This window comes from Sphingomonas sp. SORGH_AS_0950 (assembly GCF_030818415.1).
GTDB lineage: Bacteria > Pseudomonadota > Alphaproteobacteria > Sphingomonadales > Sphingomonadaceae > Sphingomonas.
The window spans coordinates 665,418-690,514 of the sequence record NZ_JAUTAE010000001.1 but is presented as its reverse complement, the minus strand read 5'-3'; the positions used below and the strand labels follow the sequence as shown (position 1 = coordinate 690,514).

The 25,097-nt window shown below is 67.9% G+C and carries 25 protein-coding genes and 1 tRNA gene; 8 read left to right on the top strand and 18 right to left on the bottom strand.

Going from position 1 to position 25,097, the window contains the following annotated elements:
* Positions 1-48: 48 nt before the first annotated feature.
* Positions 49-408 carry a hypothetical protein gene (locus QE385_RS02790; RefSeq protein ID WP_307098855.1) on the top strand — a complete coding sequence of 120 codons (360 nt, stop codon included), beginning with the start codon at positions 49-51 and terminating at the stop codon, positions 406-408.
* A 58-nt stretch (positions 409-466) separates the two neighbouring features.
* Here QE385_RS02790 and QE385_RS02785 read toward each other — a convergent pair whose 3' ends face one another.
* Complete coding sequence (locus QE385_RS02785) at positions 467-1,027, bottom strand: glycine zipper 2TM domain-containing protein (RefSeq protein WP_307098853.1); 561 nt, start codon at positions 1,025-1,027, stop codon at positions 467-469.
* Positions 1,028-1,111: 84 nt separating this feature from the next.
* Positions 1,112-3,424 (bottom strand): ATP-dependent helicase, encoded by a 2,313-nt coding sequence (locus QE385_RS02780; protein ID WP_307098851.1) that lies wholly within the window; start codon positions 3,422-3,424, stop codon positions 1,112-1,114.
* A gap of 207 nt (positions 3,425-3,631) precedes the next feature.
* On the opposite strand from QE385_RS02780, the gene QE385_RS02775 reads away from it, so the two are divergent.
* From QE385_RS02775 to QE385_RS02765, 3 genes are all read left to right on the top strand, one after another.
* Positions 3,632-3,940, top strand: a complete 309-nt coding sequence (locus QE385_RS02775) for a UrcA family protein (RefSeq protein WP_307098849.1) — start codon at positions 3,632-3,634, stop codon at positions 3,938-3,940.
* Positions 3,941-4,067: 127 nt separating this feature from the next.
* A complete protein-coding gene (locus QE385_RS02770) occupies positions 4,068-5,708 on the top strand; it encodes an inorganic phosphate transporter (protein ID WP_307098847.1) in 1,641 nt (546 codons plus the stop codon).
* 66 nt (positions 5,709-5,774) lie between these two features.
* Complete coding sequence (locus QE385_RS02765; RefSeq protein WP_307098845.1) at positions 5,775-7,049, top strand: MFS transporter; 1,275 nt, start codon at positions 5,775-5,777, stop codon at positions 7,047-7,049.
* Here QE385_RS02765 and rsmD read toward each other — a convergent pair.
* On the bottom strand, positions 7,040-7,576 hold the full coding sequence (rsmD, locus tag QE385_RS02760) for a 16S rRNA (guanine(966)-N(2))-methyltransferase RsmD (RefSeq protein WP_307098843.1): 537 nt from the start codon (positions 7,574-7,576) through the stop codon (positions 7,040-7,042). The genes QE385_RS02765 and rsmD overlap by 10 nt on opposite strands.
* Positions 7,576-8,970, bottom strand: a complete 1,395-nt coding sequence (locus QE385_RS02755; RefSeq protein WP_307098841.1) for a pseudouridine synthase — start codon at positions 8,968-8,970, stop codon at positions 7,576-7,578. The genes rsmD and QE385_RS02755 overlap by 1 nt, the downstream gene beginning before the upstream one ends.
* 106 nt (positions 8,971-9,076) lie before the next feature.
* Between QE385_RS02755 and QE385_RS02750 the strand changes: the two genes are divergently transcribed.
* Both QE385_RS02750 and QE385_RS02745 read left to right on the top strand, forming a co-directional pair.
* Positions 9,077-9,508, top strand: coding sequence for a response regulator (locus QE385_RS02750; RefSeq protein ID WP_307098839.1), 432 nt, complete (start codon positions 9,077-9,079; stop codon positions 9,506-9,508).
* An 83-nt stretch (positions 9,509-9,591) separates the two neighbouring features.
* The gene (locus QE385_RS02745) at positions 9,592-10,920 is read left to right on the top strand and encodes an MFS transporter (RefSeq protein ID WP_307098837.1); all 1,329 of its coding nucleotides are present in this window, start codon (positions 9,592-9,594) and stop codon (positions 10,918-10,920) included.
* Here QE385_RS02745 and QE385_RS02740 read toward each other — a convergent pair.
* The 13 genes from QE385_RS02740 to QE385_RS02680 form a co-directional block, all read right to left on the bottom strand.
* A complete protein-coding gene (locus QE385_RS02740; protein WP_307098835.1) occupies positions 10,910-11,338 on the bottom strand; it encodes a DUF6628 family protein in 429 nt (142 codons plus the stop codon). The genes QE385_RS02745 and QE385_RS02740 overlap by 11 nt on opposite strands.
* Before the next feature lie 92 nt (positions 11,339-11,430).
* Positions 11,431-12,750 (bottom strand): folylpolyglutamate synthase/dihydrofolate synthase family protein, encoded by a 1,320-nt coding sequence (locus tag QE385_RS02735; RefSeq protein ID WP_307098834.1) that lies wholly within the window; start codon positions 12,748-12,750, stop codon positions 11,431-11,433.
* A gap of 97 nt (positions 12,751-12,847) precedes the next feature.
* Complete coding sequence (accD, locus tag QE385_RS02730) at positions 12,848-13,702, bottom strand: acetyl-CoA carboxylase, carboxyltransferase subunit beta (protein ID WP_307098833.1); 855 nt, start codon at positions 13,700-13,702, stop codon at positions 12,848-12,850.
* Positions 13,699-14,511, bottom strand: a complete 813-nt coding sequence (gene trpA, locus QE385_RS02725) for a tryptophan synthase subunit alpha (RefSeq protein ID WP_307098831.1) — start codon at positions 14,509-14,511, stop codon at positions 13,699-13,701. The genes accD and trpA overlap by 4 nt, the downstream gene beginning before the upstream one ends.
* On the bottom strand, positions 14,508-15,740 hold the full coding sequence (gene trpB / locus QE385_RS02720; RefSeq protein ID WP_307098829.1) for a tryptophan synthase subunit beta: 1,233 nt from the start codon (positions 15,738-15,740) through the stop codon (positions 14,508-14,510). Before trpB ends, trpA begins: the two co-directional genes overlap by 4 nt.
* Positions 15,741-15,788: 48 nt before the next feature.
* The gene (locus QE385_RS02715; protein WP_307098826.1) at positions 15,789-16,430 is read right to left on the bottom strand and encodes a phosphoribosylanthranilate isomerase; all 642 of its coding nucleotides are present in this window, start codon (positions 16,428-16,430) and stop codon (positions 15,789-15,791) included.
* A 37-nt stretch (positions 16,431-16,467) separates the two neighbouring features.
* Complete coding sequence (gene pyrF, locus QE385_RS02710) at positions 16,468-17,142, bottom strand: orotidine-5'-phosphate decarboxylase (protein WP_307098824.1); 675 nt, start codon at positions 17,140-17,142, stop codon at positions 16,468-16,470.
* 7 nt (positions 17,143-17,149) lie between these two features.
* Positions 17,150-17,470: a hypothetical protein gene (locus tag QE385_RS02705; RefSeq protein ID WP_307098822.1), complete on the bottom strand. Its 321-nt coding sequence runs from the start codon at positions 17,468-17,470 to the stop codon at positions 17,150-17,152.
* Between the two features lie 99 nt (positions 17,471-17,569).
* Positions 17,570-19,852, bottom strand: a complete 2,283-nt coding sequence (locus tag QE385_RS02700; RefSeq protein WP_307098821.1) for a patatin-like protein — start codon at positions 19,850-19,852, stop codon at positions 17,570-17,572.
* Positions 19,852-20,547 (bottom strand): endonuclease/exonuclease/phosphatase family protein, encoded by a 696-nt coding sequence (locus tag QE385_RS02695; protein WP_307098819.1) that lies wholly within the window; start codon positions 20,545-20,547, stop codon positions 19,852-19,854. Before QE385_RS02695 ends, QE385_RS02700 begins: the two co-directional genes overlap by 1 nt.
* Before the next feature lie 53 nt (positions 20,548-20,600).
* A tRNA-Thr gene (locus tag QE385_RS02690) sits at positions 20,601-20,675 on the bottom strand.
* Positions 20,676-20,694: 19 nt separating this feature from the next.
* Positions 20,695-21,549, bottom strand: coding sequence for a hypothetical protein (locus QE385_RS02685; protein WP_307098817.1), 855 nt, complete (start codon positions 21,547-21,549; stop codon positions 20,695-20,697).
* Positions 21,539-22,873 carry a replication-associated recombination protein A gene (locus tag QE385_RS02680; RefSeq protein WP_307098815.1) on the bottom strand — a complete coding sequence of 445 codons (1,335 nt, stop codon included), beginning with the start codon at positions 22,871-22,873 and terminating at the stop codon, positions 21,539-21,541. Before QE385_RS02680 ends, QE385_RS02685 begins: the two co-directional genes overlap by 11 nt.
* Positions 22,874-22,990: 117 nt before the next feature.
* Here QE385_RS02680 and QE385_RS02675 point away from each other — a divergent pair, with 117 nt between their 5' ends.
* Both QE385_RS02675 and QE385_RS02670 read left to right on the top strand, forming a co-directional pair.
* Positions 22,991-23,605: a PadR family transcriptional regulator gene (locus QE385_RS02675; protein WP_373424616.1), complete on the top strand. Its 615-nt coding sequence runs from the start codon at positions 22,991-22,993 to the stop codon at positions 23,603-23,605.
* Positions 23,602-23,892, top strand: a complete 291-nt coding sequence (locus QE385_RS02670; RefSeq protein WP_307098813.1) for a DUF2218 domain-containing protein — start codon at positions 23,602-23,604, stop codon at positions 23,890-23,892. The genes QE385_RS02675 and QE385_RS02670 overlap by 4 nt, the downstream gene beginning before the upstream one ends.
* 3 nt (positions 23,893-23,895) lie before the next feature.
* Here QE385_RS02670 and QE385_RS02665 read toward each other — a convergent pair whose 3' ends face one another.
* A complete protein-coding gene (locus QE385_RS02665; RefSeq protein ID WP_307098811.1) occupies positions 23,896-25,041 on the bottom strand; it encodes a glycosyltransferase family 1 protein in 1,146 nt (381 codons plus the stop codon).
* Positions 25,042-25,097 lie beyond the last annotated feature (56 nt).

The following is a 25,097-nucleotide window of genomic DNA, read 5'->3' as shown; positions in this document are numbered from 1 at the left end:
GGCGATTGCGGCGTAATTGCTCTTGCTGCGTTGCGGCAGGACGGGCAAATGCAGGGCATGACCGATATGACGACGACCGAGCGCCGTCCGGCTGAGCCGGCGGCGGGCGCTCCTGCGATCATCTTCGAAGCCATTGTGAAGATGCAGGCGGTGTCCGCCATGTATAATCGCGGCGAAGTGGTGTTGGCGCCCCATGTGATCTACACGCGGCATGACGAGTTGTACGTCGATGCCACAACCGTCGAGCGGGACGGCAAGCCGCCGCGCGAGGAAAAGATGGGGACGTTCAAGCTGGCGGGCCTGGGCTCGCTGCGCCTGACCCCGCGCCGCTTCCCCGCCAGCGCGCTGTTCGAGCGGGATGCGGAGAAGTACAGGAACTGCGCCCTCATGATGGTCGATCCCGCCTGATCGGGTATCGCTGAAATCCGGGGCGGCCTGGTGTTCCCGACCGCCCCCAAATATCGGATCAGCGGCAGCGGACCTGGTTCTGCTCGATCGACCGCCCGGCCAGCGCACCGCCGGCCGCGCCCAGCAGCGTCGCGATCGTGCTGCTTCGCCCGCCGACCAGATTGCCCAATATGCCGCCCGCCGCGCCGCCGATGATCAGGCCGGTCGTGCCGTCCGACCGGCGGCAATAATAGCGGCCGTCGGTGCCCGCATAGACGCGGTCCTGCGGTTGCAGCACACGCTCGCGATATTGCGGGCCGTCCCGATAATCGCCGACCGGGTCGTAATAGGGTTCGCCATTGGCATAGCCATCCGCCGGGATCGACGGGGCGACACGATAGCCGCCGGGACCGCCGGGCGGCGGCGGGGCGGGGCGGTCATAGCCGTCGTCATATCCGCCACGTTCCCGCCGCGACAGATACAGCTCGGCCTCCTGGCGATAGATCTGATACTCCCGGTCGAACCGCGCCTGTGCCGCGCGGAAGCGCGCATCGTCGGCGGCGGTCTGTGCCGTGGCGGGAATGGCGGTCAGGGTGACGGCCGTCGTGATCGCGACGGTGGCCAGGCGGCGAAAGCCCATCGGTTATCCTCCAGCGCCCGGACAATCGGGCGATGCGACCGATACGGCTACGAATCGATATGGTTCCTGAACGACGCCCCCGGATCAGGCGACGCTTTTGGTGACGAAGCTGTCCATCACCCGCTTGCGCCCCGCCTGTTCGAAATCGATCTCCAGCTTGTTTCCCTCGATCGCGGCGATCGCCCCATATCCGAATTTCTGGTGAAAGACCCGGTCGCCCACGGCCAGGTCGTCCCGGCCCTTTTGCCCCAGCCCGACCGAGGGCGCGCGCGACTCGACGATCCGCGCGGGTCGCGTCGGCGTCGCGTTCTGGCTGGTCGCCGCCCGCTGCCATCCCGGCCCGCGCCCCGTCCCCCGCGCCACATTGGCGAAGGGGTCGGCATGTTCGGACCAGTTGGCGCGCCACAGGCTTTCGCCGCCGGTCATGCTCGTCTCGCTGTCGATATGCTCGGGCGGCAGCTCGCCGACGAAGCGGCTCGGCAGGCTGGAGGTCCATTGGCCATAGATGCGGCGGTTGGCCGCATGCAGGATCACCGCCTTGCGCCGCGCGCGGGTGATCGCGACATAGGCGAGGCGCCGCTCCTCCTCCAGGCTGCGCGTGCCGCCTTCATCGATCGCGCGCTGCGAGGGGAACAGCCCTTCCTCCCAGCCCGCGAGGAAGACGGTGTCGAACTCCAGCCCCTTGGCGGCGTGGATCGTCATGATCGTCACCTCGGGCTCGCGCTGGTCGCCATCGCGTTCCATGACCAGCGACACATGCTCCAGAAACGCGCCGAGCGACTCGTAATCCTCCATCGCGCGGACGAGTTCGGACAGGTTCTCCAGCCGCCCGGCCGCCTCCGCCGACTTCTCGTTCTGGTACATGGCGGTATAGCCGCTCTCGTCCAGTAGTTGTCGGGCAAGTTCGGGGTGCGGCAGGTCGCGGGCCATGTCGCGCCACCGGGCGATGTCCCCGATCAGATTGCCCAGGCTCCGCCGTGCCTGCGGGGTCAGTTCGTCGGTGTCGAGGATACGCGCCGAGGCCAGGGTCAGCGGCAGGCCCTCGGCCCGCGCCAATTGATGGATCTTGGCCAGCGCCTTGTCGCCCAGCCCGCGCTTGGGAACGTTGACGATCCGCTCGAACGCCAGATCGTCCGATGGCTGGTTGACCACCCGCAGATAGGCCAGCGCATCGCGGATTTCGGCACGCTCGTAAAAGCGGAAGCCGCCGACGATCCGGTAGGGCAGGCCGATCGCGATGAAGCGATCCTCGAACTCGCGCGTCTGGTGCGAGGCGCGGACCAGGATCGCGATATCGCCATAGGAGGTGCCGGATCGCCGCGCCGCCTCGATCTCCTCGCCGACGCGCCGGGCCTCTTCGGGGCCGTCCCATACGCCCAGCACGCGGACCTTTTCGCCCACGTCGAGTTCGGTCCACAGCGTCTTGCCCAGCCGTCCGCCATTATTGGCGATCACGCCCGACGCCGCCCCCAGGATATGCGGGGTCGAACGGTAATTCTGTTCCAGCCGGATGACCTTGGCACCGGGGAAGTCGCGTTCGAAGCGCAGGATATTCTCCACCTGCGCGCCGCGCCAGGAATAGATGGACTGGTCGTCGTCGCCGACGCACGCGATATTCTTGCGCGCCTGCGCCAGCAGCCGCAGCCAGAGATACTGGACGCTGTTGGTGTCCTGATATTCGTCCACCATGATATAGCGGAAACGCTGCTGATAATGCTCCAGCACATCGCGATGCGTCTTCAGGATGGTCAGCATGTGGAGCAGCAGATCGCCGAAGTCGCAAGCGTTCACGCTGCGCAGCCGGTCCTGATACTGGCGATACAGCTCGGCCCCGCGGCCATTGGCATAGCGTTCGGCCTCGCCCGCATCGATGTCGCCGGGGACCAGCCCCTTGTTCTTCCACTCGTCGATCAGCCCGCCGAGCGCCCGCGCCGGGAAACGCTTCTCGTCGATATCGGCCGCGACGATCAGCTGCTTGAGCAGGCGGAGCTGGTCGTCGGTGTCGAGGATGGTGAAGTTCGACTGGAGCCCGACCAGCTCGGCATGGCGGCGCAGCATCTTGGCACCGATGGCATGGAAGGTGCCCAGCCATGGCATCCCCTCGACGGCATCGCCGACCAGCCGCCCGACGCGTTCCCGCATCTCGCGTGCGGCCTTGTTCGTGAAGGTGACGGACAGGATTTCGGAAGGCCAGGCCTTGCGGGTGTAGAGCAGATGCGCCAGCCGCGCGGTCAGCGCCGCCGTCTTGCCCGTGCCCGCGCCCGCCAGCACCAGGACCGGGCCATCGGTGGTCAGCACCGCCTCACGCTGTGCCGGGTTCAGCGTGCGCAGATAGGGGTAATCGGCCAGTTGTCCGGTGGAAATCCGGGCGGGATCGGCGGAGGGAGCGACGGTCATCGCGAACAGTTAGGGAACGTTGGCCGCCGGGGCAACCTTCGGTCGTTCGATGGCGATGCTGTGTCATAGCGGGATATGTCACACGGGCGTCCCACGCCCGACCCGAAACCGACATGCGGGTGGCCTAGGGGCGGTGCGTGCCGACGAGCGACGGGGTGGAAACACCGACGCCGCCGTGACGGGCACGACCCCATGCAGGAGCTTCCCATGAGCAAGATCTTTGCCGTCGCCCTTGCGGCCTCGTTTTTCCTGTCCGGCGCCTCCGTCGAGGCGCAGGTGCGCGAACCGGTCAGCATCAAGGTCCGTCACGCCGATCTCGATCTCCATCGACCCGATCACCGGGCGATGCTCGACGCCCGCATTCGCCGCGCGGCGGCGATCGCATGCGGACCCATGACCAATGATCTGGCGCAGAACGAAGGCGTGGCGCGGTGCCGCGCGGAGATGCAGGCCGACGCCGCCGTGAAGGTCGCCGCGCTGCTTGCCGCCCCCGTCATGCTGGCCAGCACGCGATAAGGGCCTGTCCGGGATAGGGCGGGACGTCGCACGAGGACGTCCCGCCGCATACCGGCATGGCATTCGCCACGGCTCGCGGGCCCGGCGTCATAAAAACGTCACCTCCGTGGCGCAACGGACGTTTATCATGACACCTTATGCGCTTGCCGGCGGGGAATCCGAATCTCGCATTCGTGGACCGAAGCTCGATGCGTCGCTGCATCCGTCGGGGCGGTGGATTTTCCTCGCGCTGATCGTCGGCGGCCTGGCCTATGCGGGGGTCAGCATCCTGAGCGATACGGCGCGGGTCGGCGAGCCGATGGCGGTCGGTGTCTTCGCCTTTCTGGGCCTGGCCCTGCTGATCGCGTTGGGGTTCGAGTTCGTCAACGGCTTCCACGATACCGCCAATGCGGTGGCGACGGTGATCTATACCCATTCGCTGCCCGCGCCGGTGGCCGTCATATGGTCGGGTTTCTTCAACTTCCTGGGCGTCGTCACCTCCACCGGCGCGGTCGCCTATTCGATCATCACCCTGCTGCCGATCGACCTGATGCTGCATGTCGGATCGGCGGGCGGGTTCGCGATGATCTTCGCGCTGCTACTGGCGGCGGTGATCTGGAATCTGGCGACCTGGGCGGTGGGGCTGCCCAATTCGTCCAGCCACGCGCTGATCGGATCGATCCTGGGAGTCGGCCTCGCCAACCAGCTTTTGTCCAGTATCCCCGGCACATCGGGCGTCGACATGGAGCAGGTGCGGAAGGTCCTCTCCGCGCTGCTGTTCAGTCCGCTGATCGGCTTTGCCGGTGCGCTGATGCTGCTCCTCGTCATGAAGCGCTTTTTCCGCGACGACCGCCTGTATCGCGAACCCGAGGGCGATACGCCCCCGCCGCGCGGCATCCGGGCGCTGCTGATCTTCACCTGCACGGCGGTCAGCTTCGCGCATGGCGGCAATGACGGGCAGAAGGGGATGGGCCTGATCATGCTGATCCTGATCGGCTGCGCGCCCACCGCCTATGCGCTCAACCGGACGCTGCCCGAAAGTGCGATGGCCGCCTTTGTCCGCAGCGCCGACATCGCCTCCGCCGCCTATGCCGCGCACGGCACCGGCCATGTGGTCCCACTGGACCAGGCCCGCGCCGCCGTCGTCGATGGCGTGCGCGCCAAGGCGATCGATACGCCGCAGGTCTATGAAGGCCTGTCGGTCCTGTCGCACGACATCGGCGAGCGGATCGCCGATTACGGCACGCTCAGCCGCGTACCGGCGGCGATCGTTCCCAATCTGCGCAACGACATGTACTTGGTTCTCGATACCACCCGGATGGTGACCAAGGACGAAGGCGCCAAGAGCCGTTTCACCGCCGGCCAGATCGAGTCGCTCAACGGCTATGCCAAGCAGCTGGAGCGCGGCACCCGCTATATCCCGCTCTGGGTGAAGATCACGGTCGCCCTGGCGCTGGGCCTGGGGACGATGGTCGGCTGGCGGCGGATCGTGGTCACGGTCGGCGAGCGGATCGGCAAGACGCATCTGACCTATGGCATGGGTGCGGCGGCCGAGCTGATGACGGCGGCGACGATCCTGCTCGCCGACCAGCTGGGGCGGCCGGTGTCGACCACGCATATCCTGTCCTCCGGCGTCGCCGGTGCCTCGGTCGCCAATGGCGCCGGGCTCCAGGCGCGGACGATCCGCAACATGGCGCTCGCCTGGATCATGACCCTGCCGGTCGCGATGCTGCTGTCGGGCACGCTCTATTGGCTGTTGCTGAAGCTGACCGAGGTGCTGGCGGGCTGATCCGGCCCGCCGGGTCGCGGCGGATAGGTCTTTACGGCGGCATTTGGCTTCTGCCACAGCGGGCGGATGACCCGTGCCTCGACACCTTCGCACCGCCATATCCTGCTGGCCAGCCTGACCGGGACGGCGGTCGAGTTCTACGATTTCTATATCTATGCGACAGCGGCGGCGCTGGTGTTCGGCCCGCTCTTCTTCCCGGCCTCCTCGGCGGCGGCGCAATTGCTGTTGTCCTATGCCAGTTTCGGGCTCGCCTTCGTCGCGCGGCCGGTTGGCGCGATCGCCTTTGGTCACTTCGGCGACCGGGTCGGGCGCAAGTCGACGCTGGTGGTCAGCCTGATGCTGATGGGCGGATCGACCGTCGCCATCGCCTTCCTGCCGACCTATGCGCAGGCGGGCTGGATCGCCCCGTTGCTGCTGTGCATCGCCCGATTGGGCCAAGGTCTGGGGCTGGGCGGCGAATGGGGTGGCGCGGCGCTGCTGGCGGTGGAGAATGCGCCGCCGGGGCGTCGCAACACCTGGGGCATGTTCCCCCCGCTTGGCGCGCCGGTCGGCTTCATCCTGGCGAACGGCTTTTTCCTGCTCCTCGGACTCGTCCTGACCGATGCGCAATTCCGCGCCTGGGGCTGGCGACTGCCGTTCCTGGCCAGCGCGGTGCTGGTGATGCTCGGCCTGTGGGTTCGCCTGCGGCTGACCGAGACACCGGATTTTGCCGAGGCCAAGCGGACCGAGGCCCTGCCGCGCGTGCCGATCGCGACGTTGTTGCAGGGACATGGCCGTGCGCTGCTGGCGGGGACGGGTGGGGTGATCGCCTGTTTCGCCGTCTTCTACCTCGCGACCGCCTTCGCGCTGGGCTATGGCACCAGCGCCCTTGGCTATCCGCGTGAGGCGTTCCTGGGCGTCCAGCTCGTCGCGATCCTGTTCCTGGCGCTGGGCGTCGTGGTGTCGAGCGTGATGGCCGATCGCCGTGGTGCGCCCATGATGCTGGCGCTGGGCTTTGCCGGATGTGCGCTGGTCGGCGTCGCAATGGGGCCGATGCTGGGATCGGGATCGCTGGCGATCGTCTTCGTGTGGCTGGCGGCGGCGCTGTTCGTGATGGGGTTCGCCTATGGCCCGCTGGGCGGCTGGCTGCCCGCGCTGTTTCCGGCGGGGGTGCGCTATACCGGCGTCTCGATGACCTTCAATCTGGGCGGGATCATCGGCGGCGCGCTGGCGCCGATCGCGGCGCAGGCGCTGACCGAGCGCGGCGGGCTGAACTGGGTCGGCGGCTATCTGGTCGCCGCGGGCCTGCTCAGCCTCGCCGGGCTGGCGTTGATGCGGGGGCGGAGCCTGGCTCAGCCCTGACGCAACAGGGTCAACCGTGCCTTGCCATGGACGCGCGAGGCGTCGACGACGAAGCCCGGCAGGTCGATCTCTTCCTGCTTGGCCGTCTCGATGCTGATCCAGGTGCCCGCCGCCACCCAGCCCAGCCGGGTCAGCTTGTCGAGCGCCACGACGCCCGCGCCGGTGCCATAAGGCGGGTCCATCAGGATCAGGTCGAGCGGCTGGCGCGCGGGGCCCAGCGCCAGCACCGAGGTCGCCCGGACATCGCCCGTCGCGCCCAGCTTGGCGAGATTGGCGCGTAGCGCGTCCAACGCCCCGCGATCCTGCTCGACGAACAGGCAGGACGCCGCGCCGCGCGACAGCGCCTCGATCCCCAGCGCACCCGATCCCGCGAAGAAGTCGCCGACCGCCAGCCCCTCGAAATCGCCCAGCCGCGCCGCCAGCATCGAGAACAGGGCCTCGCGCGTGCGATCTGCGGTCGGGCGGGTGACGTCACCCTTGGGCGCGACCAGCGGGCGGCCCCGCCACTCTCCGGCAATGACGCGCATCAGCGATTTCCTCCCGGACGACCGGGCCGTCCGTTACGCCCACCGCCAAAGGGGCGTCCGCCGCCCGATGGTGCGGGCGGTCGCGGACCCCGCGACGGCCGATCACCGCCCGAGGGACGCTCGTCACGTGGGGGCCGCTCGTTGCGACCGCCCTGCGCCGAGGGCGCCGCGTCGGACCGCGCCCGGAACGAACGATCCCCTCCAGGGGGGCGTTCGCCGCCACGCGCGGGTCTTTCGTCACGAGCGCCACGTCCCGTGGGTCCGGCATCCGGACGCGACCGGAAGGGACGTTCGCTGCCCCGTGCGGGCCGATCCTCGCGAACGCCGCGCCCGCTCGGTCCGGCATCCGACCGGGAGCGAAAGGGACGCTCCCCCCCGGACGGCCGTTCGCCACGGGCAGGACGCTCGTCACGCCCACCGCGCCCCGACGGGGCGTTTTCGGATCGCGGGCGGAAGGAACGCTCTTGCCGGTCGCCGGAGCGTGGCGCACCGGGACGCGCGCGCTCGCCGAACGGTGTCGAAGCGCGAGGCTTGGCGTCGCGCCGGGGCGTGGCATCCTGGTCCGCCGTGCGCCGCGCCTCGGGCCGGGCCGGGCGTTCCGGCTTGGCATTCGTGGGCGGTGTGCGGAAACCGGCGCGGGGCGTCGGGCGGACGGCATCGGCGGGGATGCCGCCCAGCAGGGTCTTGCGGAACTCGACGATCTGCGCGCCCTTGACCTCGCCGATCTCGCCGACCGGCAGATCGTCCAGGACGAAGGGGCCATAGCGCAGGCGGATCAGGCGGCTGACCTGGAGGCCCAGATGTTCGAGGACGCGCCTGACCTCGCGATTCTTGCCCTCGCGCAAGGTCATCTCGATCCAGACATTAGCGCCCGTGCGACGCTCCAGATTGGCGTCGATCTGGCCATAGCGGATACCGTCGATCTCGACCCCGTGGATCAGATCCTCGAGCTGCGCCTGGGTGACGTCGCCATAGGCGCGTGCGCGATAGGTCCGTTCCACCCCGGTCGCGGGCAGTTCCAGCTGGCGCTTGAAGCCGCCATCGGTGGTCAGCAGCAGCAGCCCCTCGGTATTGAGGTCGAGCCGACCGACCGGCACGAGGCGGGGAAGCCCGGCGGGCAGACGGTCATAGATGGTCGGCCGCCCGGCGGGATCGCGTTCGGTCACCAACAGGCCGTTGGGCTTGTTGTAGAGGAACAGCCGCGTGGGTTCGGGCGCGGCGACCGGTTGGCCGTCGACCGTCACTCCGTCGAGCGAGGAAAGCAGCGTCGCAGGCGTGTCGATCGTCGTGCCGTTCAGCGCGATCCGACCCTCGGCGATCATCCGCTCGACTTCCCGGCGCGAGGCGACTCCGGCCCGGGCAAGCAGCTTGGCGATACGTTGTTCTGGTGTCATGATCCACGCTGATACATAGGGTGTCGCGCAAAGGAAAATATTTGCGTCGTTTCCCCCGACAATGCGTTAGGCGCAAGAGCGGGCAAGAAAGACGGGCCGATACGGGATGAGACTCTTCGGGCGAAAGAAGCGACAGCTGACCAAGCTGTTGGTGGTCGAAGACGAGCCGCTGGTCGCGTTCGACACCGAACATGTCCTGACCGACGCCGATTATGAGGTCGTCGCGACCGTCGACCGGGCCAGCAAGGCGGTGACGCTGATCGAGGGGGACACGCCTATAGACCTCGTCCTGGCCGATGTCCGGCTCGCCGACGGCAGCGGACTCGATGTGGCGCGCGCGGCACGGGCGCGGGGCATACCCGTGCTCTTCCTGACCGGAACGCCGCCCGACGAGGCGGACGGACTGGCCGAGGGCATCCTCATGAAGCCCTATGGACCGCGCGAGCTGCTGGGTGCGATCACGGTCATCGAGGAGCGCCGGACCGGCAAGCCGCCGAGCCGTCTGCCCGCGGGCTTCCGCCTGTTCGCGAGCGCCTGACACCGCCGTCATCGGCGACATTGCCCCCATCGGCCAAGCCCTCTACGGTCCGCGCTTTGCAGTCGAGGCGAAACGGATCGGGTATGGCGAGTGGGCGTTGGGTGGATGCGGTACGGCCCTATATCGAACCGGCGCCGCTCGCCGCATTGGCGCTCGGCATATCCTCCGCCTTTCCGCTGACCATGATCAACGCGACCCTGGCGAGCCGCTTGGCGGAGGCGGGGATCGAGAAGAAGAGTGTCACCGCCTTCGCGCTGGTCATCCTGGCCTATAATCTCAAATGGCTGTGGGCCTGGATCGTCGAGGGGGTGAAGATCCCCGTCCTGCACCGTTTTGGCCAACGCGTATCCTGGCTGTTCGTCGTCGCCGCGCTCGTCTGTGCGGCGGCTGTCGGACTGGGGCTTTCGGACCCCCGCGTCTCGCTGGCGCAGACCGCCATGGCCGCGATCGCGCTGGGCATTGCCGGTGCGACCTTCGACATCGTGATCGACGCCTATCGCATCGAATTGCTGGAGCCGCGCCAGCTGGGCGTCGGCGCGGGCATGGGGCAATATGGCTGGCGCATCGGATCGGCGCTGGTCGCCTCTCTGTCGCTGGTGATCGCGGCGCGGGCGGGGTGGAGCATCGCCTATATCGTCAGCTGCGCCTTCGCGCTGCCCGCGCTGCTGACCGCGGTGATCATGGGTGAGCCCGCGCGGCATGCCGAAATCACCGCGCGCCGCCCGGCCGAGGGGATCGTTCGCGCGGTCGTCGGCCCCTTTGCCGAGTTCTTTCGGCGGCAGGGTGCGGTTCTCGTGCTGGCCTTCATCCTGGTCCACAAGATCGGGGACACGCTGGCCAATCTGACCTTCCGCCTGCTGTTCAACGATCTGGGCTTTTCCAAGGACGAGATCGCCTTTTACGACGTCGGGGTCGGTTTCTGGGCGCTGCTGGTCGGCGTGTTCGTCGGCGGCATTCTCTATGCCCGGCTGGGCATGAAGCGATCGGTGATGATCAGCCTGGTGCTGATGGCGGTGTCCAACCTGTCCTTCGCCGGGCTGGCGGCGGCGGGGCACAGCAACCTGGGCATGGCGGGCGCGATCGGGTTCGAGAATTTCGCGAGCGGGATCGGCGGCGTCACGCTGGTCGCCTATTTCTCGGCCTTGACCGATCTGCGTTTCACCGCCGCGCAATATGCCCTGATCTCGGCCGCGACCAGTGTGTTGGGGCGTATCCTGAGCGGAACGACGGCGGGGGCGCTGGTCGAGCGGTTCGGCTATGTGGATTTCTACCTGCTGACCACCGTCATCGCCTTGCCCGGGGTCGTGCTGTTCGGCTGGATGGCGCGGTCGGGGATGATCGACCGCTCGATCGGCAGCGCGGGCGTCGAGGGGGAAGGCGACACCCGCGCCGACGTGGCCGTCAAAGGCTGATCGGCCGCCCCTCATCGGCGAAGGCGGCGCTGACCGCCGCCGCGCTGGCGAGGACCCCGTCGATCCGCCGGGCGCCGAGCAGATCGCTCATCAGGAAGCGCGCCTTTTCGGGCGCCACCTCCATCTGCGCCAGGACGGTGAGCAAGGCCGCCTCCGCCGCCGTCATCCGCCCGCAGCAGCACGGCGCGATCGCGATCTGGCCCGAGGCATGCGCCGCGAGATCGGCCATCAGCGTCCGCATCAGGATAAGCGGGCGGCGAAAATCCTGCCCGAAGACGGTGAACAGGGTATGCGCGGCCCGTGCATCGGCCAGCCCGTGCGCGCCCATCCGACGGATCGCGAACAACGCGATCCGGGCATGGGGGCAGGCCGGGAGCATATGGGGCAGGGCAGTGGCGAGCGTGGTGGTTTCGGCCATCGGGCGGGACTCCGTATTTGCCCGCTTATGCTAAACCGCCGCTATTGATAGTCAATCGCAAATAAAGCGAGGTGCATTATCGGTTCGTCGCATCACTGCGGCACCTCGTCATTGGCTTCCAGCACCTGCCCCGCCAGATAGAGCGATCCGGCGATCAGAACCTTGGCGGGGCGGTTGAAATGCCCGGCGATCCGGACCAAGGCATCGGCCGGATCGGTGGCTGCTTCGGCCGACAGCCCCTGACGGCGCGCCTGCTCGGCCAGGTCCTCGGGCGCGTGGCAGGCATGATGCGGCACCGGCACGGTCACGACGCGGTCCACCATCGTGCCCAGCCTATGCAGGACGGGCCCGGCATCCTTGTTGGCTAGCATGCCCAGCACCAGCGCGGAGGGCCCTTGCGCCTTCCACCCGGCCATCGTTCGGGCCACGGGCGTCGCGGCGGAGGGGTTGTGTGCGCCGTCCAGCCAGCATTCGCTTCCCTCGGGCAACGCCTGCGCCAGCGGGCCGGACGACAGCCTCTGCATCCGCGCGGGCCAGTACGCCTGCCTTGCCGCGGCCTGGAGCGCGCTATCGGGGATCGTCACCGCCCCCTGATGCCGCGCCATGGCGACCGCCAAGGCCAGATTGCGCGACTGGTGCGGGCCCGACAGGCCGGGGCGGGGAAGGGTGATCGTGCCCTGCCGGTCCTCGTAGAGAATGGCCTTGCCATCGGATCGGCTGAACCAGGCCGCACCACGCGCCAGCATCGGTGCGCCCGCAGCCTCGGCGACCTCCGCGATTGCCTGTCGCAACGGCCGGGCATAGTCCATCGTCACCAGCGGGGTGCCCGCCTTGGCGATCCCGGCCTTTTCGCGGGCGATGCCCGTCAGATTGCTGCCCAGAAAGGCTTCATGGTCGATCCCCAGCGCCGCGATCCCGCATATGGCGGGGGGCGGCAGGATGTTGGTCGCGTCGAGCCGTCCGCCCAGGCCTACTTCGACGATGGTCGCCGCCGCCGGGGTCCGCGCAAAGCAGAGAAAGGCGGCGGCGGTCGTCACCTCGAAGAAGCTCGCGCCGATCCCCTCGGCATGGTCGAGCACCTCATCCAGCACGGAGGCCAGCTCAGTGTCGTCGATTAACCGCCCGCCAAGCCGGATACGCTCGTTGAAGCGAACCAGATGCGGGCTGGAATAGACATGCACCGCCTGGCCCGACGCCTCGATCGCGGCACGCAGAAAGGCACAGGTCGATCCCTTGCCGTTGGTCCCAGCGACATGGAAGACCGGCGGCAGATGATGCTGTGGATCCCCCAGCCGGGCGAGCAGCGTCGTGATCCGTTCCAGCCCCAATATGTCCGCCCCCGGCGACAGCGACCAGAGCCGGTCGAGTTGCGCCTGCACGGCGGGGTTCTGGGATCGGGCATGATCGGGCATCGGCCGGTCTCGTGAAGGGAATGAAAAAGAGGCGGACCTCTCGGCCCGCCCCTCTAATGGCGTCGCGGCGAAAAGGCGACGCTTCGCGATCGGGATGTCAGGCGGCCTGACGCGAGGCGGTCAGATAGCCGATGACCGTCGCCAGCCGCTCGCGCAGATCGTGGCGATGGACGACCATGTCGAGCATGCCGTGATCCAGATAATATTCCGAGGTCTGGAAATCGTCGGGCAGCTTTTCGCGGATCGTGCTCTCGATCACGCGGCGGCCGGTGAACGCCAAAGTCGCCTTGGGCTCGGCGATCTGGACGTCGCCCAGCATCGCATAGGCGGCCATCACACCGCCCGAGGTCGGATCGGTCAGGACGACGATATAGGGCAGGTCCGCATCGTGCAGCATCTGGATGGCGACCGTGGTGCGCGGCATCTGCATCAGGCTGAGGATACCCTCCTGCATCCGCGCGCCGCCCGAAGCGGTGAAGATCACATAGGGGCAGTTGTCGGCGATCGCCGCCTCGACCCCGCGCACGAACGCCTCGCCCACGGCCAGGCCCATCGAGCCGCCCATGAAGGCGAAGTCCTGCACGCCGACCACGACCTTGTTGCCGAGGATCGTGCCGCGCGCATTGACCAGCGCGTCGGTGTCGCCGTTATTGGCACGGGCGACCTTCAGGCGGTCGGTGTAGCGCTTGGAGTCGCGGAACTTCAGCGGATCCTCGGGCACCTTGGGCGGCGACAGCTCGGCGCAGCTGCCCTCGTCGAACAGGTGCCGGAAACGCGCCTTCGGCCCGATGCGGTCGTGATGATCGCATTTCGGGCAGACGTTCAGATTGTCTTCCAGCTCCTTGGTGAAGACCATCTGCCCGCACCCCTTGCACTTGTGCCAGAGATTGTCGGGCGTTTCCTTCTTGACGACGAAGGGGATGACGTTGCGGACGCTGTTGAGCCAGCTCATGCGAGTTCCTTGCGCGCGTCGGCGATCGCCGACGACAGAGTTTCAATATAGGCGCGGACCGGGGCGGGTGCCGCCGCGCCATGTTCGCCGACCAGATCCACGATGGCGGAGCCGACGACCACGCCGTCGGCGACCCGGCCGATCGCGGCCGCCTGGTCGGGCGTACGGACGCCGAAACCCACCGCGACCGGCAGGTTCGTCGCCGACTTCAGCCGGGCGACCGCATCCTCGATCGAGGATTGCGCCGCCTGCTGCTGGCCGGTGATGCCCGCGACGGAAACATAATAGAGGAAGCCATCGGCACCCGTCAAAATCGTCGGCAGCCGCACGGCGTCGCTGGTCGGGGTCGCCAGCCGGATCGAGGCGATGCCCTTGTCCCGCAAGGCGACGCCCAGCGCGTCGTCCTCTTCGGCGGGCACGTCGACGCAGATCACGCCGTCCACGCCTGCGCCAGCCGCGGCCTGCGCGAACCATTCGGGGCCGCGCACCGTCATCGGATTGGCATAGCCCATCAGGACCAGCGGCACCTCGGCATGGCGCGCCCGAAAGGCGCTGGCGATCGCCAGCACGTCGGCAGTGCGGGTGCCCGCCCCCAGGCTGCGAATATTGGCCTTCTGGATCGCGGGGCCGTCGGCCATCGGATCGGTGAAGGGCATGCCCAGCTCGATCAGGTCCGCGCCGCCCTCGACCAGCGCGTCGAGGATCGCGGCGGTGTCGGCGGGGGTCGGATCGCCGGCGGTCACGAAACAGACGAGCGCGGCGCGCCCCGCCGCACCGCAGCGGGCGAAGGTGTCGGCGATCCGGCTCACATCTTGGCTCCCAGCGCTTCGGCGACGGTGAAGATGTCCTTGTCCCCCCGACCCGAGATATTGACCAGCACGATCTGGTCGCGGTTCATCAGCGGCGCGCGGCGGATCAGGCCGACCAGAGCATGGCTGCATTCCAGCGCGGGGATGATTCCTTCGACCTTGCAGCACAGCTGGAACGCGTCGAGCGCCTCGGTGTCGGTCACGCCCTCATAGACGACGCGGCCCGTGTCGTTCAGCCAGCTATGCTCGGGCCCGATCCCCGGATAGTCGAGCCCGGCCGAGATCGAATGCGCCTCGGCGATCTGCCCGTCTTCGTCCTGCAGCAGATAGGTCTTGTTGCCATGCAGGATACCCGGCTTGCCACCGGTCAGGCTGGCTGCATGCTGCGTGGTGTTCAGCCCATGCCCGGCCGCCTCGATGCCCAGCATCGCGACCTCGGGATCGTCAAGGAAGGGGTGGAACAGGCCGATCGCATTCGATCCGCCGCCGACCGCGGCGATCAGCAGGTCGGGCAGCCGTCCTTCGGCCTCGAGCATCTGCGCCTTCGACTCGGTGCCGATCACCGACTGGAAGTCGCGGACCATCTCGGGATAAGGATGCGGCCCTGCGGCGGTGCCGATGATGTAGAAGGTGTCGTGGACATTGGCGACCCAGTCGCGCAGCGCCTCGTTCATCGCGTCCTTCAGCGTCTGCGCGCCCGAGGTCACCGGGCGGACCTCGGCGCCGAGCAGCTTCATGCGGAAGACGTTGGGCGCCTGGCGCTCGATATCGCGCGCGCCCATGAAGATGGTGCAGGGCAAGCCGAAGCGCGCCGCCACGGTCGCGGTCGCGACGCCATGCTGCCCCGCGCCCGTCTCGGCGATGATCCGCGTCTTGCCCATGCGCTTGGCGAGCAGGATCTGGCCGATGCAGTTGTTGATCTTGTGCGCGCCGGTGTGGTTCAGTTCCTCGCGCTTGAAATAGACCTTCGGCCCCTTGCCCTCAGGCGCGCTGGCGCGGAGCGTCTCGGTCATGCGCTCGGCATAGTACATCGGGCTGGGGCGACCGACATAATGGGTCATCAGGTCGTCGAACTCGGCTTTGAAGGCCGGATCGACCTGCGCCGCGCGATATTCGCGCTCCAGGTCGAGGATCAGCGGCATCAGCGTCTCGGCGACATAGCGGCCGCCGAAATCACCGAAATGGCCGCGCTCGTCGGGCTGCGCACGGAAGGAATTGGGGGCGTTCATCTCGTTTCCCTTGGGCGTTTGCAAAGGCGACCCCTGCAAACGATCCTGTCACTGATTTGTCGCAACGGCTTTAAGGAACGTCGCGATCTTGTCCATATCCTTGACGCCGGGCGCGCTCTCGACGCCGGAGGATATATCGACCAGCGGCGCGCCGGTCCGGCGGATCGCCTCGCCCACATTGCCCGCGTCCAGCCCGCCCGACAGTGCCCAGCGGAGCGGATGGCGCACCCCATCGAGCAGGCTCCAGTCGAAGCGCAGCCCCATGCCACCCGGCAGCGATGCGTCGTCGGGCGTCTTGGCATCGTACAGGATACGCGTGGCCGCTCCGGCATAGTCGCGGACCTTGTCGACATCGGCGCGCACCTTGATGGCGACGGCGGCCCAGACCTCTCGGTCGAATTTCAACCGGATCGCCGCCACCCGCGCGGGGGCGGTGCGGTGAAGCTGGATCGCGTCGAGCATTCCGGCGCGCACTGCGGCCTCCAGCAATTGGTCGTCGGGATCGACAAAGACGCCGACGCGCTGGACATGGCCCGGGACCCGCCCCGCCAGTCCCGCCGCGACGTCGAAGGTCAGGTGGCGCGGAGAGGCGGGAAAGAACACGAAGCCGACATGGCTCGCCCCGCCGCCCAGCGCGGCATCGAGCGTGGCGGGGGTCGTCAGTCCGCAGATCTTGGCAGTGGTCGTCATGGCCAGCTCCGAAAAGAGAGGACTGTCGCGAATATCGTCAAAGCGTCGCGGCGATCGCCCGCGCGGCGGCGTCGGGGTCTTCGGCCTGGGTGATCGGGCGGCCGATGACCAGGATCGAGGCACCGGCGTCCAGCGCGGCGCGCGGGGTCACCACGCGCTTCTGGTCGCCGACGGGACCATCCGCCGGACGGACGCCCGGCACCACGAAGAAGCCCTTGGGCCAGGCCTTGCGCACCGCCGCGACCTCGGCACCCGAACAGACGATGCCGTCGACCCCAGACTCGGCGGCCAGGTCGGCGAGGCGACGGACATGATCGGCGGGCGAGCCGGTGACCCCGGTATCCGACAGGTCATTGGCGTCGAGGCTGGTCAGCATCGTCACCGCCACCACCTTGGTACCGGTCGGCGCGGCGGCCTTGGCATCCTCCAGCATCGCACGACCGCCGCTGGCGTGGACGGTCAGGATCGCCGGGGCGAGCGGCCCCAGCGACTGGACCGCCTTGGCGACGGTATTGGGAATGTCGTGCAGCTTCAGGTCGAGGAAGATGGGCAGCCCGATATGCGCCATCTCGCGCACGCCCCCCGCGCCGTGCGCGCAGAAGAATTCCAGCCCCAGCTTCAGCCCGCCGACATGATGGCGGACCTTGTTCGCCATCGCCTGGGCACGGGCGAGGTCGGGGGTGTCGATCGCGACGAAGATGCGGTTGCTCATAAAGGGATCAGACCATGGGCTGGGGGGTGGCGATGGGCTGGGCGGCGACCGGGCCGGTGGCGGCATAGGCGTCGGTCTCCGCCGAGACGGCGGCCAGCGAACGCTCGGCCGCGCTAAGCCGCTGGCGAAGACGCCAGCGTGCCGCATGCTGCCAGATCAGCGTCGGGACCAGCCCCATCAGGAAGGTCAGGAACAGGAGAAGCGGCAGGTTGACGTCGGCCACCAGCCCGCCGACCAGCCGGATCGGCACGGTCGTCCAGTTCCCGATCGTGAAGGCCGCGGCCAGAAAGGCCAGCAGGCACCAGAACAGCATTTTCAGGAACTGCATGCGCTTCTCCGCGTCATTCTCTCGTCCGAACGCCCTACAGGCACCGGACATCGCTTGGCGAGGCGGGTCTAGCGGCGTTGGTCCGGCATGACCAGCCTGTCAGCCGATCTCCTGACGAAGCGAGGCGATCAGCGGGGCGATCGCGGTCAGCCGCGCCTCCTCCTCGTCCAGGATCGCTAGAAAGGCACGGCGCTTGAACGCGGCGACGCGACCCGGCTTCAGCCGGATGGTGGGGGGCAGGGTGGAGATGGCGATGTCGATCATCCGCTCCGCCCCGTGCAGACGGCCCCACAGATAGTCGTTCTCACGGTAGCTGCGGCTGAAGAACGCGCCGAAGGTCAGGAACTGGATCCCCTTCAACGTCGCCTCCGCGCCGCCCGAGCGGATCGCGGTGGCATCGTCGGGAGCGATGCGATCGACCTTGATCGGATCGAACTCGTCCAGCCCCTCGCCCTGGAGCAGCGGCAGGGTCGCCACGTCGAAATAGGGAAAGCCCAGATAGGTCAACAGCAACGTCCGTCGAGCGACGCGGGGCAGACCGGCAAAGGCGGCCGCCAGCCGTGCATCGGCCTCGCCATCCAGCCGGATCAGGTCGAACCGCGCCGCGATCCGGTCGAGCAGCGCCGCGCCATCGTTGGGCATGTTGCGAAGATCGTCCGCCCCTATGGCATCCGCGCTGCCATGTTGGCGTTCCAGATAGTCGGCGAGCGAATCGTAGATCGCGTTGCGCACCGGAGCGAGTTCGGCCTCGCTGTGATTTGCCTCCAGCTCGGTCAGCCGCCGCGCCAGCAGGCGCAGCCGCCGGATGCGATAGCCGAGGTCGAAGACGCGCAGGAAGGTCTTGGCACCGCTGCTCGGGCCGCCGGTGAAGGAGATTGCGTCACCCTCGACGCTGCGCGCCGCGATCGTCCGCTCGACCATCGCGCGCAGCCGGATACGCCGTTGCGGCCCTTCGTCGCCAATGGCGTCGGACAGCAGCGTTGTCAGCGCGTCGATGACGTTGGCGACCTTCAGATGCCCATAGGCGGCATAGCTGAACCCGGCCTTTGCAGCGGCCGCCGCCTGGGCGCGGACACGCCAGGACGCCAGCCGTGCGGCGGTGGGGCGGTCGAGGAAGAAGGTGCCGCCGAACAGCTGCTCGATCTCCAGCTCCACCTCTTCACGGATCGCGGCAACGATCGCCTGCATCCGGTCGATCCGCCCCGAGCGGGCGGCGATCGCCTCCAGATTGTCGCGGATGGGCTGTTGTCGGGGAAGTTCGCTGATCGCGCCGATGATCGTCTGGAAGAAGCCGGGATGGCCGCCGCCGCCGGGCAGGCGGAAATGCATGCCCGGAAAGGGATCGATATAGACGAAGCGGCGATCCACCTGCCGCCGCGCAGGTCGACGACCCAGCGCATCGATGGCGGGACGGAAGGGCGCGTTGACCAGCACCGATCCGTCGATCAGTACCGCCTTGTCCGCCGCCCCCGCCGCATGATGGCGCGGCAGGACGCGGCGCAGGAAGGTATCGCGGCTGTCCCAGCTCTGGTCGCGGCTTTGGAGCACCCGGTCCAGCTCGCCGACCGTGAAGGGGGGGAATGCGCCGGGAAAGCTCGACGTCGCGCGCGCGGCGAACACCAGTTCCGGGATGGCCGCCAGCCTGCCGCCGCCGCTGTCGGTGAAATCGACCACCATGCGATGTTCGGTCTCCACCACCTCGCCCGGCGAATGGAGCCGCAGCCGCTGGGGCTGGCCGGTGAAATCGGTGACGGTGACGAACAGGTCGAGCGGCTGGCCGGGGGGAAGCAGGCGCTTGCCCGCCGGGGCCGCCGCCATCCGGTCGAACGCATCGAGCAGCCGGGCGGTGAAGGCATCGGCGGCGAAGGGCGGCTCGAACCAGCGTGAGCGGATGAGATGACCGACCTTGCGTCGCACCTCCTCGCGCGTTTCCTCGTCCAGCAGGTCGAGCTTCTCGCCGCTGCGGCCCGCCGCCATCCATGCGATCGGCATCGCCCACATCTTGGAAAAGCGCGAGGTCGGCGCAGCCTCCGGGGCGATCAGCGATTCGATGTCCGCCGCCTCCAGCCAGAGGTCGGTCAGCGGATCGAGCGACTGGCCGGTCGCAAGTGCCTGTCCCAGGAAGATGCCGTTGATCCCCCCGGCGCTCGCCCCCGCGATGATGTCGGCGAGGATACGCACCCGCACGCCGCCGCGCGCCGCCATCTCGTCCAGCAGATCGTGATAGACCGCATCGACCGCCGAGGCGGGCTCGTCGCCTTCGTGCGAGGCGCGGCTGGCGCGCACCACCCGCCAGATTTCCTTGGTGATGCCGTGCATATAGACGGCCAGGCTGATCCCGCCATAGCAGACCAGCGCCAGCCGCAATTCCTTCTCGCGCATCAATGCCGTCCGATCATCGCCCAGATGGGCAGATGATCCGATGCCTTGCGCGAGGTGGCCGTGGCATGAACGCCGCAATCGGCGATGCGCAATTCGGGCGATACCATGATCCGGTCCAGCCGCCCGATCGGCCGCCGGGCATGAAAGCTGGGCCCCGTCTCGGCCAGGGTGAAGTCGCGCGTAAAGTCGCGCAGACAGCCGGCGGCGCGCGTCCATTCGTTAAGGTCGCCCATCATCACCGTGGGATGGCGATCGATGCAGCTCGTCAGATGCGAGATGATGGCCGCCGCCTGCCGCCGCCGCCACAACCCCGACAGGTCGAGATGCATCCCCACCACCCGCAACACCCCCGCCGTCGTGCGCAGATCGGCCATGACCGCGCCGCGCGGTTCCAGCGAGGGGAGGTGGATCGCCTCGAAATCCAGGATCTCGGTGGACTTGCGCACCAGGATGGTATTGCCGTGCCAGCCAAGCGAGCGCGCCTTCATACCATAGACGATCGGCTTCCACGCGCTGTGTTCGTCGAGCAGATGGAGCGGGATCACGCCCTCGCGTTCGCCGAATCGGCGGTCGGCTTCCTGCAACGCGATGATGTCGGCATCGACCTCGCGCAACACGTCGAGGATACGGTCGGGATTGCGGCGGCGGTCGGCGCCGATCCCCTTGCGGATATTGTAGCTCGCGACCTTGATCATTTCGCGACTGAAACGCCGCGCGGGGCGTTTGGTGCCACCCAGGGTCTGGGGAGTGGTGCCGGATGAGGGGATCGAACCCCCGACCTTCGGTTTACAAAACCGCTGCACTACCGCTGTGCTAATCCGGCGTTGCCGATCCCCCTAGCGTCAAGCGACGCCAAAGGTCCAGCCCTCCGTTTGCGCGATCTGCGGGGTAAGCCCCGCCGGGTGCCACAAGTCGGGTCGCGCCGCGACCTTGCGCAACCATGCGGCGGTCAGGATCGCGTCGGTGCTGTGGTCGTCATAGAAGGCCAGGGGATCATGGGCCCGGCTGCCGAGATGCAGGAGTGCCGCATCCAATGTCTCGGCGCTCCGCATCTTGCTGCGCCCACGGGGCCGCCCGGCGTCGCGCGCAGCGATCGTGGTATAGATTTCCACCACCGTCATGCCGGTGGGCGGCACGGGATCGAACGGCCAGATGGCGACCTGTCCGTCCAGTCGGTGCAGCAGGCGCATGCCCGAAAAGCTGGCCTTGGCGACCTGCGACGCGCCGATCGCGTCATAGACGGTCGAGGGTTTGCGGGTGCCGTCGACCGCGACCTCGCAGCGGCGCCAGTGGAGGAAATCCGCCTTTCGCCCATCGGCGGCACCGAGATAGAAATGCCGCCCCCGCCGCGCCTCGAGGAAGCTGCGCGCGCCCAGATCGGGATCGTCGCAGCTCCGCTCGACATGGGCCCAGAGTGCGCGGGCGTCCGGCGTGGCGGGATCGCCGGGAAGATGCGCGCCCCGCTCGACAAAGGGGGCGGAGAAGCTGAAGTCGAAGCCGACCAGCAGCGGTTCATGCCGCCGTGCCATCAGCCATGCCGCAATGCCCTCCCGCGACCAGGCCCGTCCCGGCGGCGCGACGATGCGGGGCGCGGCGTCGCCACGACCGCAGCGGGCCATCCGGATGCCGGAGTGCGCCGTGCCATGCGCACCCGACCAGTCGATCGCGACGAACCCCGCAAATCGATCAGCCTTCATCGCCGCCGCCCTGGAGCGCGCGCCGCCGCTCGTCCCACCAGGCCATGCGTTCGGCAATCCGCTTCTCCAGGCCACGGCCGGAGGGTTTGTAGAAGGGTTGGGGCGGCAGTTCGTCGGGCCAGTAATTCGCCCCCGAAAAGCCGCCATCGGCGTCGTGGTCATATTGATAGCCCGCGCCATATCCGATCTGCTTCATAAGCTTGGTGGGCGCGTTCAGGATATTGGCGGGCGGCATCAGCGATCCCGTTTCCTTCGCGGTCCGCCAGGCCTGTTTCTGCGCCTTGTAGGCCGCATTGGATTTGGGCGCGGTCGCGCAATAGAGGCAGGCCTGCACGATCGCCAGTTCGCCCTCCGGCGAGCCCAGAAACTCATAGGCATCCTTGGCCGCCAGGCACTGGGTCAGCGCCTGCGGGTCGGCCAGGCCGATATCCTCGATCGCGGCGCGGGTCAGCCGACGGAGCACGTAGAGCGGCTCCTCTCCGGCGGTCAGCATCCGGGCGAGATAATAGAGCGCCGCCTGCGGGTCCGATCCCCGGATCGATTTGTGCAACGCGGAGATCAGGTTGTAATGCCCCTCGCGATCCTTGTCATAGACGGCCACGCGGCGCTGGAGAAAGGATGACAACCCGGCGGCGTCGAGCGGTTCCGGGAGGTCGACCGAGAACAGCGTCTCCGCTTGGTTCAGCAGGAAGCGGCCATCGCCATCGGCACTGGCGATCAGCGCCTCGCGCGCGCCGTCCAGCAGGGGCAGGGGGCGCTCCATCACCGCCTCCGCCCGCTCCAGCAATTGTTCGAGCGCGGATTGTCCCAGCCGGTGGAGGATCAGCACCTGCGCCCGGCTGAGCAGCGCGGCGTTGAGTTCGAAGGAGGGGTTCTCGGTGGTCGCGCCGACCAGCGTGACCGTGCCGTCCTCGACAAAGGGCAGGAAGCCGTCCTGCTGCGCGCGGTTGAAGCGGTGGATCTCGTCCACGAACAACAAGGTGCGCTGCCCCATCCGGGCATGCTCGCGCGCCTCGGCAAATACCTTCTTGAGATCGGCCACGCCGGAAAACACCGCCGAGATCGCGGCGTAGCGCAGGTTCACCGCGGCGGCGAGCAGGCGTGCGATCGTCGTCTTGCCCGTGCCCGGCGGTCCCCAGAGGATCATCGAGGACAACCGCCCCGCCGCGACCATCCGCCCGATCGCCCCGCCGGGGCCGGTCAGATGATCCTGCCCCACGACATCCTCCAACCGCTCCGGGCGAAGACGGTCGGCGAGCGGCGCGTTCGTCGGGGGCGGGGCGGGAGAGGGGGCGGGGTCCATGCCCGCGAACAGATCGGCCATGTCGCCCATGTAGGAAATGGAAATGGGATCGTCACCTCTCCGCCAAGATATATCGGAGAGCATCTTGAAACTCGCGAAGTAAGATATATCTTGATGCTATCGAAACAAGGAAGACTTATGCGACACCATCATCATCACAGAGGCGAGCATGGCGATGGCCACTCGCGCGGCCGTTGGCATTTCGGGCCGTCCGATCGGGAAGGCATGTTCCGGGGGCCGCGCGGCGGCGACTGGTTCATGGGGGGCGAGCGTACCGGCGGCGGGCGTCGTCCGCGCATGTTCGACGGCAGCGAACTCCGCCTCGTCCTGCTCAGGCTGATCGCGGACGAACCGCGCCACGGCTATGATCTGATCCGTGCGATCGAGGCGCTGACCGGCGGCGCCTATGCCCCCAGCCCGGGCGTCATCTATCCGACGATCACGCTGCTCGACGAAATGGGCTTTATCGAGGAACAGCAGTCCCAGGGTGCCAAGAAGCGCTTCGCCGCCACCGATACGGGGCTTGCGCATCTTGCCGAACATGCCGAACAGGTCGAGGCGCTGATCGCCCGGCTGAGCGCGCTTGGCGAACATCGCGAGCGGGTCGACTCGGCACCGATCCGGCGGGCGATGGGCAATCTGCGCGTCGCGCTGGGCGAGCGGTTCGGGCGCGGCGACGTTTCGCAGGACATGCTGCACCAGGTGACCGCCATGATCGACGAACTGGCCCAGAAAGTGGAGCGACTGAAATGACCATTTCCGTCACCCGCGTACCGACCCTGTCGGCCAGCCGCTATCTCCAGCAGCTCGCCAAGCATTGGAGCCACAAGATGGAGGTGGTCTTCACCCCGGAAGAGGGCACCATCACCTTTCCCAACGGCTCGCGGCTGGAGATGCGCGCGGCCAGCGAGACGCTCGACATCGTGCTGCACGTGCCCGAAGACGGCGACACGGCCCGGATGCGCGAAGTGGTGTCGAGCCATCTCGACCGCTTCGCCTTTCGCGAGGCGCCGCTGACCTTCGACTGGCGCGACGGCTGAGCGTCAGGCCCGCTCGGCGAACAGCAGGCGATAGGCGTCGATCACCGCCTCATTCACCTTGTCCCACCGGTAATCGGCAACGCGGGCCTGGCCCGCTTTGCTGTACCGGCGGCGCAGGTCGGGATCGGTGGCGATCCGCTCCAGCGCGTCGGCATAGCCGGTGATGTCGCGCGCGCCGACCAGATGGCCGGTCTCGCCCTCGACCACCAGGTCCATCGCCCCGGTGGCATTGGCCGCCACCACGGGCACGCCCGCCGCCATCGCCTCGGTCGTGACGTTGCCGAAGGTCTCGGTCACGCTGGGGTTGAAGAAGATGTCCATCGACGCGACGGCTCGGCCCAGATCGTCTCCGGTCTGATAGCCTGCGAAGATCGCATCGGGTGTCGCCTTGGCGAACCAGTCCTGCGCGGGGCCCTTGCCCACGACCAGCACCTTGTGCGGCACGCCCCGGCGGCGCAGCTCGGCAAGGGCCTCGGCAAAGACGTCGAGGCCCTTTTCCTTGACCAGTCGACCGAGGAAGCCGATCGCCACCTCGTCGTCGCCGATGCCCAGCGAACGCCGCCATTCCAGGCTGCGGCGCGAAGGGCGAAAACGGTCGTGATCGATCCCGCGCGACCAGATGCTCATCGGCGGCGTCACGCCCCAGCCGCGCAGCAGGGCGATCATGCTGGGGCTGGGGGCGACGATGCGGTCGAATTTGTTGTAGAAGCGGGTGAGCAACCGGATGATTGCCGGTTCCAGAAAACCGAGGCCGTAATAGGCCGGATAGGTCTCGAACCGGGTGTGCACCGATGCGAGCGAGGCGACCCCTTTGTCCCGTGCCCAGCGCACCGCCGCATGACCCAGAAATTCGGGGGCGGAGACATGGACGATATTGGGCGCGAACGCCTCCAGATCGGCGCGCACGCTGGCAGGCAGGCCGCGCGCCAGCTTATAGTCGGCACGCAGCGGCATCGGAATCGACGGCACGTCGACCAGATCGCCCACCGGCGGAAAGGCCGGGGTCGAGGAGGTCGGCGAATAGACGCGCACCGCGACTCCACGCGCGAGCAGATGGCCGACGAGCAGGTTCAGGCTCTGGTTCGCGCCGTCGCGCGTATAATTATAGTTGCCGCTGAACAGGGCGACACGAAACTGGTCTGGGGTCATGGAATCCTGCCCATAGCCGGGTGACGCCCGGATGACCACTCCTGCGGACATGCTGC

Coding starts and splice junctions, on each gene's coding strand:
- QE385_RS02790 (WP_307098855.1), top strand. CDS start 49: ATGCAGGGCATGACCGATATGACGACGACCGAGCGCCGTCCGGCTGAG.
- QE385_RS02740 (WP_307098835.1), bottom strand. CDS start 11,338: ATGGCCGAAACCACCACGCTCGCCACTGCCCTGCCCCATATGCTCCCG.
- QE385_RS02685 (WP_307098817.1), bottom strand. CDS start 21,549: ATGAAGGCTGATCGATTTGCGGGGTTCGTCGCGATCGACTGGTCGGGT.
- QE385_RS02695 (WP_307098819.1), bottom strand. CDS start 20,547: ATGATCAAGGTCGCGAGCTACAATATCCGCAAGGGGATCGGCGCCGAC.
- QE385_RS02675 (WP_373424616.1), top strand. CDS start 22,991: ATGCGACACCATCATCATCACAGAGGCGAGCATGGCGATGGCCACTCG.
- QE385_RS02670 (WP_307098813.1), top strand. CDS start 23,602: ATGACCATTTCCGTCACCCGCGTACCGACCCTGTCGGCCAGCCGCTAT.
- QE385_RS02700 (WP_307098821.1), bottom strand. CDS start 19,852: ATGCGCGAGAAGGAATTGCGGCTGGCGCTGGTCTGCTATGGCGGGATC.
- QE385_RS02680 (WP_307098815.1), bottom strand. CDS start 22,873: ATGGCCGATCTGTTCGCGGGCATGGACCCCGCCCCCTCTCCCGCCCCG.
- accD (WP_307098833.1), bottom strand. CDS start 13,702: ATGAGCTGGCTCAACAGCGTCCGCAACGTCATCCCCTTCGTCGTCAAG.
- trpB (WP_307098829.1), bottom strand. CDS start 15,740: ATGAACGCCCCCAATTCCTTCCGTGCGCAGCCCGACGAGCGCGGCCAT.
- QE385_RS02765 (WP_307098845.1), top strand. CDS start 5,775: ATGACCCGTGCCTCGACACCTTCGCACCGCCATATCCTGCTGGCCAGC.
- QE385_RS02770 (WP_307098847.1), top strand. CDS start 4,068: ATGACACCTTATGCGCTTGCCGGCGGGGAATCCGAATCTCGCATTCGT.
- QE385_RS02755 (WP_307098841.1), bottom strand. CDS start 8,970: ATGACACCAGAACAACGTATCGCCAAGCTGCTTGCCCGGGCCGGAGTC.
- rsmD (WP_307098843.1), bottom strand. CDS start 7,576: ATGCGCGTCATTGCCGGAGAGTGGCGGGGCCGCCCGCTGGTCGCGCCC.
- QE385_RS02780 (WP_307098851.1), bottom strand. CDS start 3,424: ATGACCGTCGCTCCCTCCGCCGATCCCGCCCGGATTTCCACCGGACAA.
- QE385_RS02705 (WP_307098822.1), bottom strand. CDS start 17,470: ATGCAGTTCCTGAAAATGCTGTTCTGGTGCCTGCTGGCCTTTCTGGCC.
- QE385_RS02775 (WP_307098849.1), top strand. CDS start 3,632: ATGAGCAAGATCTTTGCCGTCGCCCTTGCGGCCTCGTTTTTCCTGTCC.
- QE385_RS02665 (WP_307098811.1), bottom strand. CDS start 25,041: ATGACCCCAGACCAGTTTCGTGTCGCCCTGTTCAGCGGCAACTATAAT.
- QE385_RS02750 (WP_307098839.1), top strand. CDS start 9,077: ATGAGACTCTTCGGGCGAAAGAAGCGACAGCTGACCAAGCTGTTGGTG.
- QE385_RS02715 (WP_307098826.1), bottom strand. CDS start 16,430: ATGACGACCACTGCCAAGATCTGCGGACTGACGACCCCCGCCACGCTC.
- pyrF (WP_307098824.1), bottom strand. CDS start 17,142: ATGAGCAACCGCATCTTCGTCGCGATCGACACCCCCGACCTCGCCCGT.
- QE385_RS02785 (WP_307098853.1), bottom strand. CDS start 1,027: ATGGGCTTTCGCCGCCTGGCCACCGTCGCGATCACGACGGCCGTCACC.
- QE385_RS02735 (WP_307098834.1), bottom strand. CDS start 12,750: ATGCCCGATCATGCCCGATCCCAGAACCCCGCCGTGCAGGCGCAACTC.
- QE385_RS02745 (WP_307098837.1), top strand. CDS start 9,592: ATGGCGAGTGGGCGTTGGGTGGATGCGGTACGGCCCTATATCGAACCG.